Annotated in this window: 15 protein-coding genes; 7 read left to right on the top strand and 8 right to left on the bottom strand. The window is 67.1% G+C overall.

Annotated elements, in window-relative coordinates; translation table 11 throughout:
* The first annotated feature begins 37 nt into the window (after window positions 1-37).
* The 4 genes from DFO47_RS09835 to DFO47_RS09820 all read left to right on the top strand — a co-directional run bounded on the left by DFO47_RS09835 (window position 38) and on the right by DFO47_RS09820 (window position 2,683).
* A complete protein-coding gene (locus DFO47_RS09835; protein WP_109044617.1) occupies window positions 38-538 on the top strand; it encodes a MarR family transcriptional regulator in 501 nt (166 codons plus the stop codon).
* Window positions 539-669: 131 nt separating this feature from the next.
* Window positions 670-1,314, top strand: coding sequence for a biotin transporter BioY (locus DFO47_RS09830; RefSeq protein WP_109044618.1), 645 nt, complete (start codon window positions 670-672; stop codon window positions 1,312-1,314).
* A gap of 11 nt (window positions 1,315-1,325) precedes the next feature.
* Complete coding sequence (locus tag DFO47_RS09825) at window positions 1,326-2,063, top strand: ABC transporter ATP-binding protein (protein ID WP_133831530.1); 738 nt, start codon at window positions 1,326-1,328, stop codon at window positions 2,061-2,063.
* A complete protein-coding gene (locus DFO47_RS09820; protein WP_133831529.1) occupies window positions 2,060-2,683 on the top strand; it encodes an energy-coupling factor transporter transmembrane protein EcfT in 624 nt (207 codons plus the stop codon). The genes DFO47_RS09825 and DFO47_RS09820 overlap by 4 nt, the downstream gene beginning before the upstream one ends.
* Window positions 2,684-2,705: 22 nt before the next feature.
* Here DFO47_RS09820 and DFO47_RS09815 read toward each other — a convergent pair whose 3' ends face one another.
* Complete coding sequence (locus DFO47_RS09815) at window positions 2,706-3,890, bottom strand: thiolase family protein (protein WP_133831528.1); 1,185 nt, start codon at window positions 3,888-3,890, stop codon at window positions 2,706-2,708.
* Complete coding sequence (locus DFO47_RS09810; protein ID WP_133831527.1) at window positions 3,880-5,286, bottom strand: AMP-binding protein; 1,407 nt, start codon at window positions 5,284-5,286, stop codon at window positions 3,880-3,882. Before DFO47_RS09810 ends, DFO47_RS09815 begins: the two co-directional genes overlap by 11 nt.
* 58 nt (window positions 5,287-5,344) lie before the next feature.
* Between DFO47_RS09810 and DFO47_RS09805 the strand changes: the two genes are divergently transcribed.
* Window positions 5,345-6,226, top strand: a complete 882-nt coding sequence (locus DFO47_RS09805; RefSeq protein WP_133831526.1) for a neutral zinc metallopeptidase — start codon at window positions 5,345-5,347, stop codon at window positions 6,224-6,226.
* Between the two features lie 109 nt (window positions 6,227-6,335).
* On the opposite strand, the gene DFO47_RS09800 is transcribed toward DFO47_RS09805, so the two are convergent.
* The 6 genes from DFO47_RS09800 to DFO47_RS09775 are packed head-to-tail and all read right to left on the bottom strand — an operon-like array spanning window position 6,336 to window position 11,492.
* The gene (locus tag DFO47_RS09800) at window positions 6,336-6,668 is read right to left on the bottom strand and encodes a metal-sulfur cluster assembly factor (protein ID WP_018761278.1); all 333 of its coding nucleotides are present in this window, start codon (window positions 6,666-6,668) and stop codon (window positions 6,336-6,338) included.
* A gap of 12 nt (window positions 6,669-6,680) precedes the next feature.
* Complete coding sequence (gene sufC, locus DFO47_RS09795; RefSeq protein ID WP_109044623.1) at window positions 6,681-7,475, bottom strand: Fe-S cluster assembly ATPase SufC; 795 nt, start codon at window positions 7,473-7,475, stop codon at window positions 6,681-6,683.
* Window positions 7,476-7,518: 43 nt separating this feature from the next.
* Window positions 7,519-7,875 (bottom strand): non-heme iron oxygenase ferredoxin subunit, encoded by a 357-nt coding sequence (locus tag DFO47_RS09790; RefSeq protein ID WP_018761276.1) that lies wholly within the window; start codon window positions 7,873-7,875, stop codon window positions 7,519-7,521.
* A gap of 19 nt (window positions 7,876-7,894) precedes the next feature.
* Window positions 7,895-9,136, bottom strand: coding sequence for a Fe-S cluster assembly protein SufD (sufD, locus tag DFO47_RS09785; RefSeq protein WP_109044624.1), 1,242 nt, complete (start codon window positions 9,134-9,136; stop codon window positions 7,895-7,897).
* Window positions 9,136-10,599, bottom strand: a complete 1,464-nt coding sequence (sufB, locus tag DFO47_RS09780) for a Fe-S cluster assembly protein SufB (RefSeq protein ID WP_018761274.1) — start codon at window positions 10,597-10,599, stop codon at window positions 9,136-9,138. The genes sufD and sufB overlap by 1 nt, the downstream gene beginning before the upstream one ends.
* Window positions 10,599-11,492: a crosslink repair DNA glycosylase YcaQ family protein gene (locus DFO47_RS09775; RefSeq protein ID WP_347876401.1), complete on the bottom strand. Its 894-nt coding sequence runs from the start codon at window positions 11,490-11,492 to the stop codon at window positions 10,599-10,601. The genes sufB and DFO47_RS09775 overlap by 1 nt, the downstream gene beginning before the upstream one ends.
* Before the next feature lie 78 nt (window positions 11,493-11,570).
* On the opposite strand from DFO47_RS09775, the gene DFO47_RS09770 reads away from it, so the two are divergent.
* A complete protein-coding gene (locus DFO47_RS09770; RefSeq protein ID WP_109044704.1) occupies window positions 11,571-12,539 on the top strand; it encodes an ABC transporter ATP-binding protein in 969 nt (322 codons plus the stop codon).
* Window positions 12,536-13,303, top strand: a complete 768-nt coding sequence (locus DFO47_RS09765) for an ABC transporter permease (protein ID WP_133831525.1) — start codon at window positions 12,536-12,538, stop codon at window positions 13,301-13,303. The genes DFO47_RS09770 and DFO47_RS09765 overlap by 4 nt, the downstream gene beginning before the upstream one ends.
* Window positions 13,304-13,305 lie beyond the last annotated feature (2 nt).

The following is a 13,305-nucleotide window of genomic DNA, read 5'->3' as shown; positions in this document are numbered from 1 at the left end:
ATTGCTTCGAACTCGAATCAACCCCTAGGATGGAACCATGGACGAAGCACCCTCGAACCTGACCCCAACCCAGCTCGGGGCGTATTTCGCGTTCACGGAGGTCAGCAGCCTGCTCCGCCACGCAGTGGAGAAACAGCTCCGCGATGCCGGTGACCTCAGCTACGTCCAGTTCCAGCTCCTGGCCCGCCTCGGAGACGCCCCGGACGGGCAGCTGCGCATGACGGACCTCGCCGACGGCGTTGTCTACAGCCGCAGCGGGCTGACCTACCAGGCGCAATCGCTCGAACAGCGCGGCCTCGTCTCCCGCTCCCCCTCCCCCGAGGACGAACGCAGCACCGTCCTGACACTCACCGACGCCGGCCGCACCGTGCTCGGGGCCGTGTTCCCCGGCCATATCAACGCCGTGCGGAGCTTGCTGTTCGCGGCCCTGTCAGACAGCGACGTTGACGACCTCGCGCGCATCCTCGGCCGGGCATCCGCGCACCTCCGCGCAGCTCCGCCGCGCTCCGCCGCACCCCGCCGTCGGAAGGCAACCTAGGGGCCAATTTGTGCCCAGCCCAACGCAGCGCGCACCCGGCGTAGTAGACCCCCTACAAAATAGGCACCGTTCCACCCCGGTAACGTCGGCGGTACATTAGATTCCGCTTGTACAACCCCGACAGGACCGCCATGAGCAACACCCGCACCACTACACCGAACAGCCAACCGACAGGACGCCGCCGCTGGAACGGCACCGACCTGGGGCTTATTGCCGTCTTCGCCGCCCTCGTCGCCGGCGCAGCACTCGTGCCGGGGTTGGCCCTGAACGGTTTTGGCGTCCCCATTACCTTCCAGACCCTCGCCGTGATGCTCACCGGCCTGGTGCTCGGTCCTGCCCGCGGACTTGCCGCCGTCGGGCTCTACACCCTCCTGGGGCTCGCCGGCCTGCCCATCTTCAGCCAGGGCCGCAGCGGCCTGGGCATCCTTGCCGGCCCCTCAGCCGGCTACATCATCGCTTTCCCCATCGCGGCGGGAGTGGTGGGCTGGCTGGCCACCATCATCATCAAACGCACCAGCAAGGCCCGCGCGCTTTGGTTCTTCCTCGCCGCCACGGCCACCAGCGTTGTGGTGGTCCACACCCTGGGCATTTTGGGCATCGCCCTGAACTCGAAGGCAACCCTGGAACAGGCCTTCGTGGGCGACCTTGTCTTCTACCCCGGCGACGTCATCAAGAACATCCTTGCGGCGGCCATCGCCGTCGCGCTGCACCGCGCCTTCCCCGATGTCCTGGTCCGCCGGGTACGGCGGCAGGCCGCCACCCCTGCAACGGCGTAGGACTGCAAGCCATGCCCACCGTGACATTCGACAAGGTAACCGTTGCGGTCCAACAAGAGGATTCCCCGCAGCCCAAGGTCCTCCTTGATGACGTCAACCTCCGGCTGGACGAACCACGCGTGGGCGTCATTGGCGCCAACGGCTCCGGCAAGTCCACGCTGCTGCGGCTGGTCAACGGGCTGGTCCAGCCCACCACGGGCACGGTGGCGGTCGACGGCGACGACACAGAACGTGCCGTGCGGAAAGTCAGGCGGAACGTCGGCTTTGTCTTCACCGACCCTCTCTCCCAGCTGGTGATGCCCACCGGCCGGGAGGACGTGGAGCTGTCACTGCGCCGCTCGGTGAAGAACGGAGCCGAGCGGCGCAGCCGGGCCGAGGCTGCCCTGGCGCGGCTCGGCCTCCTGACGCAGGCAGACCAAAGCATCTACGAACTCTCCGGCGGCGAACGGCAGCTGATGGCCCTCGCCGCCGTCCTGGCCATTGACCCCAAGGTCCTGGTCCTGGACGAACCGTCAACACTGCTGGACCTGCGCAACCGCGAGCTGCTCCGGAGGACCCTGGCGGGCCTGGACCAGCAGATCATCATGTCCACCCACGACCTGGACCTTGCCCTGGAAATGGACCGGGTGCTGGTTATCGAACAGGGGCGCGTGGCCTTCGATGGCGCCCCGGCCGACGCCGTGGCGGCCTACCGTTCCTGGTGCATGGACGGGCTCAACAGGATCAACACCGCAACGGACACGCCATGAGGGGCCACGGATTCCTCCTGGCCAATTACGTGCCGGGGAGCTCGTTCCTCCACCGGTCACCGCTGGCGCTGAAGTTCCTCCTCGTGGTTGGGTGCGGCCTGGCATCCTTCGTCATCGTGGACTGGGGCGTCTCTGCTGCGGTCCTGGCAGTTCTTGGCGGACTCTTCCTGGCGGCAGGCGCCGGGGGGAAGAGGCTTTGGGGGGCTGTCCGGCCGCTGGTCCCCGTGCTCCTGGTGGTGGGACTCTTCCAGGCGTGGCAGCTGGGCGCACCCACCGGCGCAAGGATTGTGCTGAACATCCTGGTGTGCGTCGTTGCTGCGTCCCTGCTCACCGCCACCACTCCGGTGCAGCAGCTGCTTGACGGCGTCGTCCGGCTGGCACGACCCTTCGAAAGGTTCGGTGCCGACCCTGAGCGTTTCGCCCTGACCATCGGCATCATGCTCCGCAGCATTCCGTACATCGCGGGAACATTCGCTGACGTACGGGACTCCGCGCGGGCCAGGGGCCTGGAACGCAATCCGCGGGCCCTGGTCCTGCCGGTATTCATCACCTCCGTGGCCTACGCACGGCAAACCGGGGAAGCGCTCGCCGCCCGCGGCCTGGGCGAGGCCGAGGACTGACGGGGCACGCTAAAAACCCGGCTCAGCAGCCCAGGCGCCGGTACTCCAGGAGCGCGGCCGTTCCCATGCCGCCCGCCATGCTGATCATCGCCATCGCCAAGGTGCCATCGACTCCCGATTTCCGTGCCTGCGCGAACAGCCGGGTCACCAGGACCGCCCCGGACGCCCCGTAGGCGTGCCCCAGGGCCAAAGCACCGCCATCCAGGTTCACCCCCGCCGGATCGATCCCCAGCTCATCGAGGCACGCGAGCGTTTGCGAGGCGAACGCTTCGTTGAATTCCACGAGGTCCAGGTCCCCGGCCGCGACACCGGCCCCGGCCAGCACCTGCCGGGCCGCGCTCGCGGCACCGATCCCCAGCACCCCCGGAGCAACCCCGGCGGTGTGGGTACCGCGCACCAGCAGCGCGTCCCGGGCGCCCAGTTCGCGTGCACGCTGCAGCGAGGTCATGACGACGGCGGACGCTGCGTCCGCGTCGAAGCACGAGTTCCCGGCGGTGACGGTGCCCCCGGCGACGAAGGCGGCAGGGAACCGCGCCATGATTGCCGGGGTGAGGCCGGCCCGCGGTCCGTCATCGGTGGCGACGGTGCCTCCCTGGGTGGGCAGGGCCACGATTTCGCCCTCAAAGGTCCCGCCCCGCCCTGCTGCAAGGGCTTTCCGGTGGCTGGCCAGCGCAAACGCATCCTGCCGGTCGCGGCCGACACCATATTCCTGCGCCACCGTCTCGGCGGCCACGCCCATGTCCGGATCGCCGAAGCTGTGCGGCACAAACTGGGCGCGATGGTAGAACTCCGGACCGCCGTCGTCGTTCCGGTGCGCCCGCAACGGTGCCGTACTGGTGCTTTCCACTCCGCCGGCAAGGTATACCGGGTTGCCGCCGCCGGCGACCAGCCGTGCTGCGAGGACGATGGCGTCCAGGCCGGAGCCGCACTGCCGGTCCACGGTGAGCCCCGGAACGGTGACCGGCAGCCCGGCTTCCAGGAGGGCAAGACGGGCCACGTTTCCGCCGCCCCCCACGGCATTGCCGATGACGACGTCGTCAACGGCGGACGGCTCCAGGGCGGCCTGGCCGACCAGCTCCCGCAAGACCGGGGCCAGGAGTTCATGGGAGCGCAGGGCCCGCAAAGGCCCGTTGATCCGGCAGACCGGTGTCCGGAGGGCGGCGATGATGACCGGCTGCCGTTCCGCCGGGAGATCCTCAGCCACCAAGGCTGCGCACCCGCGGGTCCCTGGCGTTGATCCATTCCAGCAGCATGCTGCGGCTGACCTTGCCGCGATCCGTGGTGGGGAGTTCGGGCAGGACGTAGTACTGCAGCGGCCTTTTGTCCCTGGCCAGGATCTCCTCCAGCCCGGCCCGCAGCTGGGTGGCGGTGATTCCGCCCTGGGACGGGACCACGCCGGCCACCACACGCTGCCCGCGCAGGTCGTCCGGCATGCCGGCAGCCACCGCTGCGGCCACCCCTGGAACGGCGGCCAACGCCAGTTCAACCTCATGCGGGTAGACGTTCCGCCCGGCGGTAAGGATCATGTCCGCACGCCGGCCCAGGATGTGCAGCTCCCCGTCCGCAAGATAGCCCTGGTCCCCCACCGTGAACCAGCTCCCGAACGAGCGCAGGGCCTCGCCGTCGTCCCCCCACAAATAGCCGTTGCTGACCATGCCGCTGCGGACGCAGATATTGCCGTAACTGCCCTCCGGCACCCCGGTGCCGGCGTCATCCCGGATGCTGACCTCGACGCCGGGAAAAGGCCGGCCAATGCCGGTCCCACCCGGAGTTCCGGGCTGCCCGGCCGCCAGTCCGAGTCCGGAGACGAAGCTGAGCTCGGACGCACCGTAGTACTCGTAGATCGTCGCATTGGGCGCCCAGCGCCGGGCGGCTTCAAGGGTCCTGGCATCGAGTTTGGAACCGGCACAGATGATGGTCCGGATCCCCGATGCGTCAACGCATCCGGTCATGCCGCGTTCACTGAGCATCCGCAGCATGGTGGGCACCAGCACCAGCCGGGTTACCCGGTCGTGCGTAATAGCCGCATGGACGTCGCCGACGTCGAACGACTCCAGCGTTTGGAACTCGGAGCCGGCATAAAGGCATTCGGCCAGGGCATACAGGTTCAGGCTGGCCGCCAGCGGGCCGGGCGCGAGGGTCACATCATCCTGGCGCAGGCCGAAGAACTCGATGGACGCGTCAAAAGACTGCTGCCACGAGTGCCGGGAGCGGGTGAAGGCCTTGGGCACCGACGTGGTTCCCGAGGTAAGGCCAATGAGGAATCCGGTGTCCGGCGGCCCGTCGGCCAGGGCGTCGTCCGGATCCACCTGGGCAGGAACCGCGCACGCCTCAACCCGGCGGACAATGTCTTCCTGCAGGGCGGCGGGCCAGGAGGGGTCGAGGACCGCGCACTGCCGGGTGCCGGCGACCGCCGCAGCGAACCTCACCGCGAAATCCACCGAATTGGCCTCGCAGAGGGTGGTCACCGACTTTGTCTCCGCCACCAGCTCTGCGGCAGCGTCCCGCAGCTCCGCCCAGTCCAGCCGGCGCCCGGCGACCACGACGGCGGTGTGGTGCGGCCGCTGCTCCGCCCAGCGCTGGATCTTGTTCAGGAAAGGCACGGACCAACTTTACCGGCAGGCACGGATTCAGCCTCCGGGCCGCGGGTATTGTGACGTTATGAGTTTCAACGACAATGCGCAGCTGGATCCGTCCCAGGTCCAGGACCGGCGGGGCATGGGCACCGGGGTCAAAGTTGGGGGCGGGATTGGCGGCGGATTAGTGCTGCTCATTGCGCTGCTCTTGGGCATCAACCCCAACCTCCTTGGCGGGTTGACCGACGGCGGGACCGCCGGACAATCCCAGGGCACCGCGCCTGCCTGTAAAACCGGCGCGGACGCGGACGCCCGCCTCGACTGCCGGATCACCGGTACGGTCAACAGCCTCAACGCCTTTTGGCCCGGCTACCTGAAGAAGTACAACGTGCAGTATCCCCGCCCCGAAGCAGTGATCTTCAGCGGCGGCACCAATACCGCTTGCGGGGCCGCCACCTCGGAGGTGGGTCCGTTCTACTGCCCCACCGATACCACCGCGTACTTCGACCCAGGGTTCTTCCAGGAACTCGTGGACCGGTTTGGCTCCTCCGGCGGCCCGCTGGCGCAGGAATATGTGGTGGCCCACGAGTTTGGCCACCACATCCAAAACCTCCTGGGCGACCTGGGGCGGGCCCAGCAGGACCCCCAGGGACCCGAATCCGGTTCCGTGCGGACCGAGCTGCAGGCTGACTGCTACGCAGGATTGTGGGCCAAGTATGCCTCCAGCACTCCGGACCCGGCCACCGGCCAGCCCTACCTGGAACCGCTCACCCAGCAGGATGTCAACGATGCCCTCTCGGCGGCCGCGTCCGTGGGTGACGACCGGATCCAGAAGGCGGCCACGGGGCGCGTCTCCCCGGAGGGCTGGACGCACGGGTCCAGCGAGGAACGCCAGCGCTGGTTTGCCCGCGGCTACCAGTCCGGGGACATCAAGCAGTGCGACACCTTCAGCGCCGCCACCCTTTAACCGGGCCCACGCCTGGCCCTACGCTACCGAGGGGCGTAAAGGGCCGGTGGGGACGACGACGGCGGGCCACCTTCCCCTGGGGAAGGTGGCCCGCCGTCGTCGTACTTATTCAGATGTTGAAGCCGAGGGCCCGCATCTGGTCCTTGCCGTCGTCGGTGATCCGCTCGGGACCCCAGGGCGGCATCCATACCCAGTTCAGGCGCCAGTCGTCCACAACGCCGTCCAGGGCCTGTCCCACCTGCTCCTCGAGAACATCGGTGAGCGGGCAGGCAGCAGTGGTGAGCGTCATGTCGATCAGCAGGGCGCCGTCGTCGTCGGAGTACTTGAGGCCGTACAGCAGACCCAGGTCCACCACGTTGACGCCAAGCTCAGGGTCGATGACGTCCTTGAGCGCCTCTTCGACGTCCTCCAGGGCCGTTCGGCCCGGCTTGATTTCGGTCATGACAAGTCCTTACTAGGCCTGTGCTGCGGCAGCAGCCGCGATGGTGGCTGCACCGGCGCCCGTGGCGTAACGGTCGTAGCCCTCTTCCTCGAGGCGGTCGGCCAGTTCGGGGCCGCCTTCCTCGACGACCTGGCCGTCCACGAACACGTGGACAAAGTCAGGCTTGATGTAGCGCAGGATGCGCGTGTAGTGAGTGATCAGCAGGGTGCCCATGTTGCCTTCGGCGTGGGCGCGGTTGACGCCCTCCGAGACGATCTTGAGGGCATCGACGTCCAGGCCGGAGTCAGTCTCGTCGAGGACGGCGAACTTGGGCTTGAAGAGCTCGAGCTGCAGGATCTCCACGCGCTTCTTCTCGCCGCCGGAGAAGCCTTCGTTGACGTTGCGCTGGGCGAAGTCGGCGTCGATCCGCAGCTTCTCCATCGCGGCCTTGACGTCCTTGGTCCAGGTGCGCAGGGCCGGCGCCTGGCCGTCAATGGCGGTCTTGGCGGTGCGGAGGAAGTTGGTCATGGTGACACCGGGAACCTCGACCGGGTACTGCATGGCCAGGAAGACACCGGCGCGGGCGCGCTCGTCGACGCTCATGGCCAGGACGTCTTCGCCATCCAGCGTGATGGTGCCGCTGGTCACGGTGTAGCGGGGGTGGCCGGCGATGGTGGATGCCAGCGTGGACTTGCCGGAGCCGTTGGGGCCCATGATGGCGTGCGTTTCGCCGGTCCTGATGGTCAGGCTGACGCCCTTCAGGATCTCCTTGGTGCCCTGCTCCGTGTCAATGCTGACGTGCAGGTCCTTGATCTCAAGAGTTGACATGCTCTTCTTTCTTCTTCGTTCGTAAGTCCGGTGCTGCGGGCGCTCAGTAGTTGTTTACTGCCGCGCCGTTCAAAACGTTGGTGACGTCCACGTAGACGTCGTCGCCATCGAGTTCGACGGCAAAGACGGGCACGGGATCGTAGGCGGGGAGCTGGAGGGGCTGGCCGCTGCGCAGGTCGAACTGGGAGCCGTGCCCCCAGCACTCGATGGCGCAGCCTTCCACGTCGCCCTCGGACAGTGAGATGTCCGCGTGCGAGCAGGTGTCGCCGATGGCGTGGATGTCGCCCATCGAGTCCCTGACGACTGCCACAGGATAGCCGTCCACCAGGATACGCAGCGCCTGCTTGACCTTGATGTCATTGGCGCTGCACACCAGCTCGCCCTTGGGAGTCCCGTTCATGCGTTCGTGCCCGTCCGTCCTAGTAGTCGATTGCGGTGAGTTCGCGTTCCACAGCCTCGGTCAGGCGCTCTTCGAGGGCCGGAACCTTGATCTGCTGGATGATCTCGTTCAGGAAGCCGCGCACCACCAGCCGGCGGGCAACATCCTCGGGGATGCCGCGCGCCATCAGGTAGAACAGGTGCTCGTCGTCGAAGCGGCCGGTGGCACTTGCGTGGCCGGCGCCTTCGATCAGGCCGGTTTCGATCTCGAGGTTCGGAACGGAGTCCGCGCGGCAGCCCTCGGTCAGGACCAGGTTCTGGTTCTTTTCGTAGGAGTCGGTGCCTTCGGCCTGCTTCTGGATGAGGACGTCGCCAACCCAGACCGTGTGCGCACCCTTGCCCTGCAGCGCGCCCTTGTACAGGACGTTGGACTTGCAGTTGGCCACGTTGTGGTCCACGAAGGAGCGGTGCTCGAGGTGCTGGCCGGCGTCGGCGAAGTAGAGGCCCAGGAGCTCGGCCTCGGCGCCTTCACCGGCGAAGCGGACGTTGGAGTTCATCCGCACGATCTTCCCGCCGAGGGAGACGGCAATGTGCTTGTAGACCGCATCCTTGGCGACCTCGGCGTCGTGCTGGGCCAGGTGCTTGGCGTCGTCGCCCCACAGCTGCAGTGAAACGACAGTGAGGTGGGCGCCTTCGCGGACCAGGATCTCCACGTTGCCGTTGTGGTCGGCCGAGCCGTCGTGTTCGATGATCACCACCGCACGGCTGTTCACCCCGGCTTCGATCACATGGTGGGAGTTGGTGCGCAGTCCCGCCCCGTTGCCGGTCAGGACGAGCCGGACCGGGGCGTCCAGTTCGGTGTTGGCCGGGATCGAGATGAACTGGGCCTCTTCCGAGTTGGCGGAGCCGACGACGGCGGCCCGGTCGGCCGGGACCAGGGTGGCACCGCGGGGGGCCTCACCGGCCCGCAGGGTTCCCTGGCGGACAGCCTCGGGCGCTTCGACGGAGACGCCCAGGGCGCCGGCTTCCGCGGCCGTGTCGGAAAGCAGGTTCGCCAGTTCGCGCACCGGAGTGAAGCGCCACTCCTCTTCGCGGCCGTTCGGCAGCGCGAAATCGGCCACCTTGTGGCTGGTGAGGCGCTCGGCGCGGGAGGCCATGACCTGTACGCCATGGCTGTGGTGGCGGTCCACCTTGGAGGCAACGAGGTGTTCGCCCTCCTCGGTGAAACCGGCGATCGACGGTGCGCCGATGCGCGCCTTTTCAGTAGTAGCTTCGGCAGTCATTAACCGACGGATCCTTCCATCTGGAGTTCGATGAGGCGGTTCAGCTCAAGGGCGTATTCCATGGGCAGTTCACGGGCGATCGGCTCAATGAAGCCGCGCACGATCATGGCCATGGCCTCGTCCTCGGGCATGCCGCGGGACATGAGGTAGAACAGCTGCTCCTCGCTGACGCGGGAGACTGTGGCCTCGTGTCCCAGCTGGACATCGTCCTCGCGGATGTCGATGTACGGGTAGGTGTCAGACCGGGAGATGGTGTCCACCAGGAGCGCGTCGCAGCGCACGGTGTTGGCCGAGTGCTTGGCGCCTTCCCGGACCTGGACCAGGCCGCGGTAGGCGGCGCGGCCGCCGCCACGGGCAACGGACTTGGAGATGATGGAGCTCTTGGTGTTCGGCGCGATGTGGACCATCTTCGAACCGGTGTCCTGGTGCTGGCCTTCGCCCGCAAACGCGATGGACAGGGTTTCGCCCTTGGCGTGCTCGCCCACCAGGTAGACGGCCGGGTACTTCATGGTGACCTTGGAGCCGATGTTGCCATCGATCCATTCCATGGTGGCGCCGGCTTCGCAGATGGCGCGCTTGGTCACCAGGTTGTAGACGTTGTTCGACCAGTTCTGGATGGTGGTGTAGCGGACGCGGGCGCCCTTCTTGACGATGATTTCCACCACGGCGGAGTGCAGCGAGTCCGAGGTGTAGATCGGCGCGGTGCAGCCTTCGATGTAGTGGACGTAGGAGTCCTCGTCGGCAATGATCAGCGTGCGCTCGAACTGGCCCATGTTTTCCGTGTTGATGCGGAAGTAGGCCTGCAGCGGGATCTCCACGTGGACGCCCTTGGGCACGTACACGAAGGAGCCGCCGGACCAGACGGCGGTGTTCAGCGAGGCGAACTTGTTGTCGCCCACCGGGATAACCGTGCCGAAGTACTCCTGGAAGATCTCCGGGTGCTCTTTCAGGGCAGTATCGGTGTCCAGGAAGATGACACCCTGCCGTTCGAGGTCCTCACGCAGCTGGTGGTAGACAACCTCGGACTCGTACTGGGCGGCGACACCGGAAACAAGGCGCTGCTTTTCGGCCTCGGGGATGCCCAGCTTGTCGTAGGTGTTCTTGATGTCTTCGGGCAGGTCATCCCAGGTGGCAGCCTGCTTCTCGGTGGACCGTACGAAGTACTTGATGTTGTCGAAGTCGATGCCGGACAGGTCCGCGCCCCAGGTGGGCATGGGCTTGCGGTCGAAGTACTTCAGGCCCTTGAGGCGCAGGTCAAGCATCCATTCCGGCTCGCTCTTTTTAGCCGAAATGTCCCGGACAACCTCTTCGTTGAGCCCACGGCGCGCATTGGCGCCGACATCGTTCTTGTCAGCCCAGCCGTACTCGTAGTTGCCGATGCCGTGGAGCTCGGGATTCTTTTCCAGAATCTCCGAGATCACAGTGTTTTCGGCTACTGCTTTCTCTGATAGTTGGTCCGTCATCACGGCCTTTCTTGCTGATGGTTGATTACTTCGTCCAGGCCGGCGGGGGCTGCGGCCGGCACGGTGGCCGGTTTGGCAGGCAGCCTGCCTGTAGGAATGTGGGTGGTGCAGACGTGGCCGCCGCGGGCCAGGGTGGACAGGCGGCGGACGTCCACTCCGACCAGTCGTGAGAACACTTCGGTTTCGACGTCGCAGAAGACGGGGAAGCGGGCGGCGAGCTGCTGGATGGGGCAGTGCCCCTGGCAGAGCTGCACGCTGGACAGCGCGGCGGGCAGCGGCGCCTTCGCTTCGATGGCGGCGGCGGAAGCCACGAAGTTGTCCCGGCTCAGAGCGGCCGAAAGTGCCGTGGCGCGGTCCCGGATGTCCGGGCCTGCTTCCTCGATTTCGGGTGCGTAGCGCCGCTCCATGTCCGCGAATCGTTCTTCCGCGAAGGCGCGCACCGCGTCCGGGCCGGCAACCTTCTGCAGCTGCTGGAGGGCCAGGGCGGCAATGTCCAGGTAGTCATTGCCCAGGCTCGATTGGCCCTGTGAACTCAGGACGTAGCGGCGGGCGGGACGGCCTGCACCCGCACCGGGCTTCGCCACCCTTTTGACCTCGATGACGCCTGCACGGGAGAGGTGGTCCAGGTGCCGGCGGACAGCCGCCGGGGTGAATCCCAGCATGTCTCCGAGCTCGGCCGCGCTGACGGGTCCGTGTTCCAGGACGGCAGCGAGCACCCGGTCACGGGTACGCTCGTCGGCATCAGCCACGGGAGCCGGCCCCGCCAAGGGCACAGCAGCAGCATTGGTCATGGAATACACAACACAATCATGTCGTAATTTAGTCCACGACTCCAGTAAGGGCAGGCTGACCTTGGGTCCTGCCGGAATGTGACCGCGCGCTTCCCGTGCCACCCGGGAGTGCCGCCCGGCGCCGGACGCGGGAGCCGCAGCAAGGACGGCACTGAATACTACATCCCGTAGAATACTGTGGTGCGATCCCCCAAGTCCCCTGTCCTGTCCATTAATGGGCTCATCAAGGACGTAGGCCCCCTATCCAACCTGGACGGAAAGATGCTTCGGGTGGTGAGCGGCGTTTCACTCATCGCCGAGCGGGGGGAAGTGACCGCGTTGCTGGGCGCCAACGGTGCCGGCAAGACAACCACCCTCGAATGCGCCCAAGGCCTGCAGAAACGCAGCGGCGGCAGCATCTCGCTGCTGGGCCAGGACCCGGCCGCGGCCGGGTCCGGCCTCCGCGCCCGCGTTGGCGTCATGCTCCAGGATGGCGGGCTCCCGCCGTCGGCAAGGCCACTGCCGCTGCTGCGGCACATCGCCGGCCTCTACGCCGACCCCTGGCCCCTTGAAGACCTGGTGGGCAGGCTGGGCATCGATACCTTCAGCCGGACCAGCGTCCGCAGGCTGTCCGGCGGCCAAAAGCAGCGCCTTGCCCTGGCCGCCGCCCTGATTGGCCGTCCCGAAGTACTGTTCCTCGACGAGCCAAGCGCCGGCCTGGATCCGCAGTCCCGCCAGCTGGTGTTCGAGCTGATTGCCGAACTTCGCGACGGCGGCATGGGCATCATCCTCACGACACACCTGATGGACGATGCCCAGCGCCTTGCCGATTACGTCTACATCATCGACGGCGGCCGCAACGTGGCAGAGGGAACGGTCCAGGAACTGCTGCAGCGCAGCCCGGTGGCGGACCCGGGCGCCGAACACGTCCGGACCCTGGTCTTCGAGGCACCGGCCGGCCTGGACGTGGCCGCCGTGCTGCCCGCCGGCGTCGACGTCTCCGAAGTACGCGCCGGGAGCTACACGGTGACCGGCACCCTGACACCGCGCCATCTGGCCGCCCTGGCGCAGTGGTGGGAAGCGAAGGGCATCATGCCGGCCTCGATGAGCCTTCAGGCGCGTAGCCTTGAAGACGTCTTTTTGGATATCTCGGGAAAGGACATCCGATGAGTGCCGCAGCACTGCAGGAGCACCAGCAGCCCGCTCCCCTGCTTCGCCGTGTGCTGCTGCAGGGCAAGTACGAGGCACTGACGATGCTCCGGAACGGAGAACAGCTGATCCTTGCAGTGGTGCTTCCGCTCCTTGCCCTGGTTGGCCTGACGGTGACCCCGTTCCTGGACGGCATGGGCTCCAGCCGCGTGAACGTGGCGGTCCCCGGCATCCTGGCCCTCTGCGCGATGTCAACCGCCTTCACCGGCCAGGGCATCGCCACCGGGTTTGACCGCCGGTACGGCGTCCTGCGGTTCCTTTCCACCACGCCGCTCGGCCGTGGCGGCCTGATCGCCGGCAAGGTCCTTTCCGTCCTGGCCGTCCTCTGCCTGCAGGTGGTTGTGGTGGGCCTCGTGGCGCTGGCCCTGGGCTGGCAGCCGACGGCGGCCGGCTGGCTTCCCGGCCTGGGACTGCTGGCGCTTGGCGCCGCAGCCTTCACGTCGCTGGGGCTGCTGGTGGCCGGAACGGTGCGGCCGGAAGCGACCCTGGCCATCACCAACCTGCTGTGGATCCTCCTGGGCGCCATGGGCGGCATCGTCATCCCTGCCGAACGGCTGCCCGCCGCAGCCCAGGCCGTCATCCACTTCCTGCCCTCCGGCGCGCTCGGCGAATCCATGCGCGCCGCTTTCCTGGGCGGGGCCGTCAATGGCGGCGCCGCCCTCATCCTGCTGCTCTGGACCGTCATCGCCGGGGCCGCAGCCATCCGTTGGTTCAAGTGGAATTGAGA

Origin of the sequence: Arthrobacter sp. AG258, from assembly GCF_004364695.1 — a bacterium.
In the GTDB taxonomy this organism is placed as follows: Bacteria; Actinomycetota; Actinomycetes; order Actinomycetales; family Micrococcaceae; genus Arthrobacter.
Note: the sequence above shows the minus strand (reverse complement) of the source record. Positions and strands in the feature narration are given on the sequence as shown.

What these genes read in the sequence shown, in the direction of transcription:
- sufC (WP_109044623.1), bottom strand. Translation starts at nt 7,475, where the DNA reads ATGTCAACTCTTGAGATCAAGGACCTGCACGTCAGCATTGACACGGAG.
- DFO47_RS09820 (WP_133831529.1), top strand. Translation starts at nt 2,060, where the DNA reads ATGAGGGGCCACGGATTCCTCCTGGCCAATTACGTGCCGGGGAGCTCG.
- DFO47_RS09765 (WP_133831525.1), top strand. Translation starts at nt 12,536, where the DNA reads ATGAGTGCCGCAGCACTGCAGGAGCACCAGCAGCCCGCTCCCCTGCTT.
- sufB (WP_018761274.1), bottom strand. Translation starts at nt 10,599, where the DNA reads ATGACGGACCAACTATCAGAGAAAGCAGTAGCCGAAAACACTGTGATC.
- sufD (WP_109044624.1), bottom strand. Translation starts at nt 9,136, where the DNA reads ATGACTGCCGAAGCTACTACTGAAAAGGCGCGCATCGGCGCACCGTCG.
- DFO47_RS09825 (WP_133831530.1), top strand. Translation starts at nt 1,326, where the DNA reads ATGCCCACCGTGACATTCGACAAGGTAACCGTTGCGGTCCAACAAGAG.
- DFO47_RS09830 (WP_109044618.1), top strand. Translation starts at nt 670, where the DNA reads ATGAGCAACACCCGCACCACTACACCGAACAGCCAACCGACAGGACGC.
- DFO47_RS09790 (WP_018761276.1), bottom strand. Translation starts at nt 7,875, where the DNA reads ATGAACGGGACTCCCAAGGGCGAGCTGGTGTGCAGCGCCAATGACATC.
- DFO47_RS09800 (WP_018761278.1), bottom strand. Translation starts at nt 6,668, where the DNA reads ATGACCGAAATCAAGCCGGGCCGAACGGCCCTGGAGGACGTCGAAGAG.
- DFO47_RS09835 (WP_109044617.1), top strand. Translation starts at nt 38, where the DNA reads ATGGACGAAGCACCCTCGAACCTGACCCCAACCCAGCTCGGGGCGTAT.
- DFO47_RS09805 (WP_133831526.1), top strand. Translation starts at nt 5,345, where the DNA reads ATGAGTTTCAACGACAATGCGCAGCTGGATCCGTCCCAGGTCCAGGAC.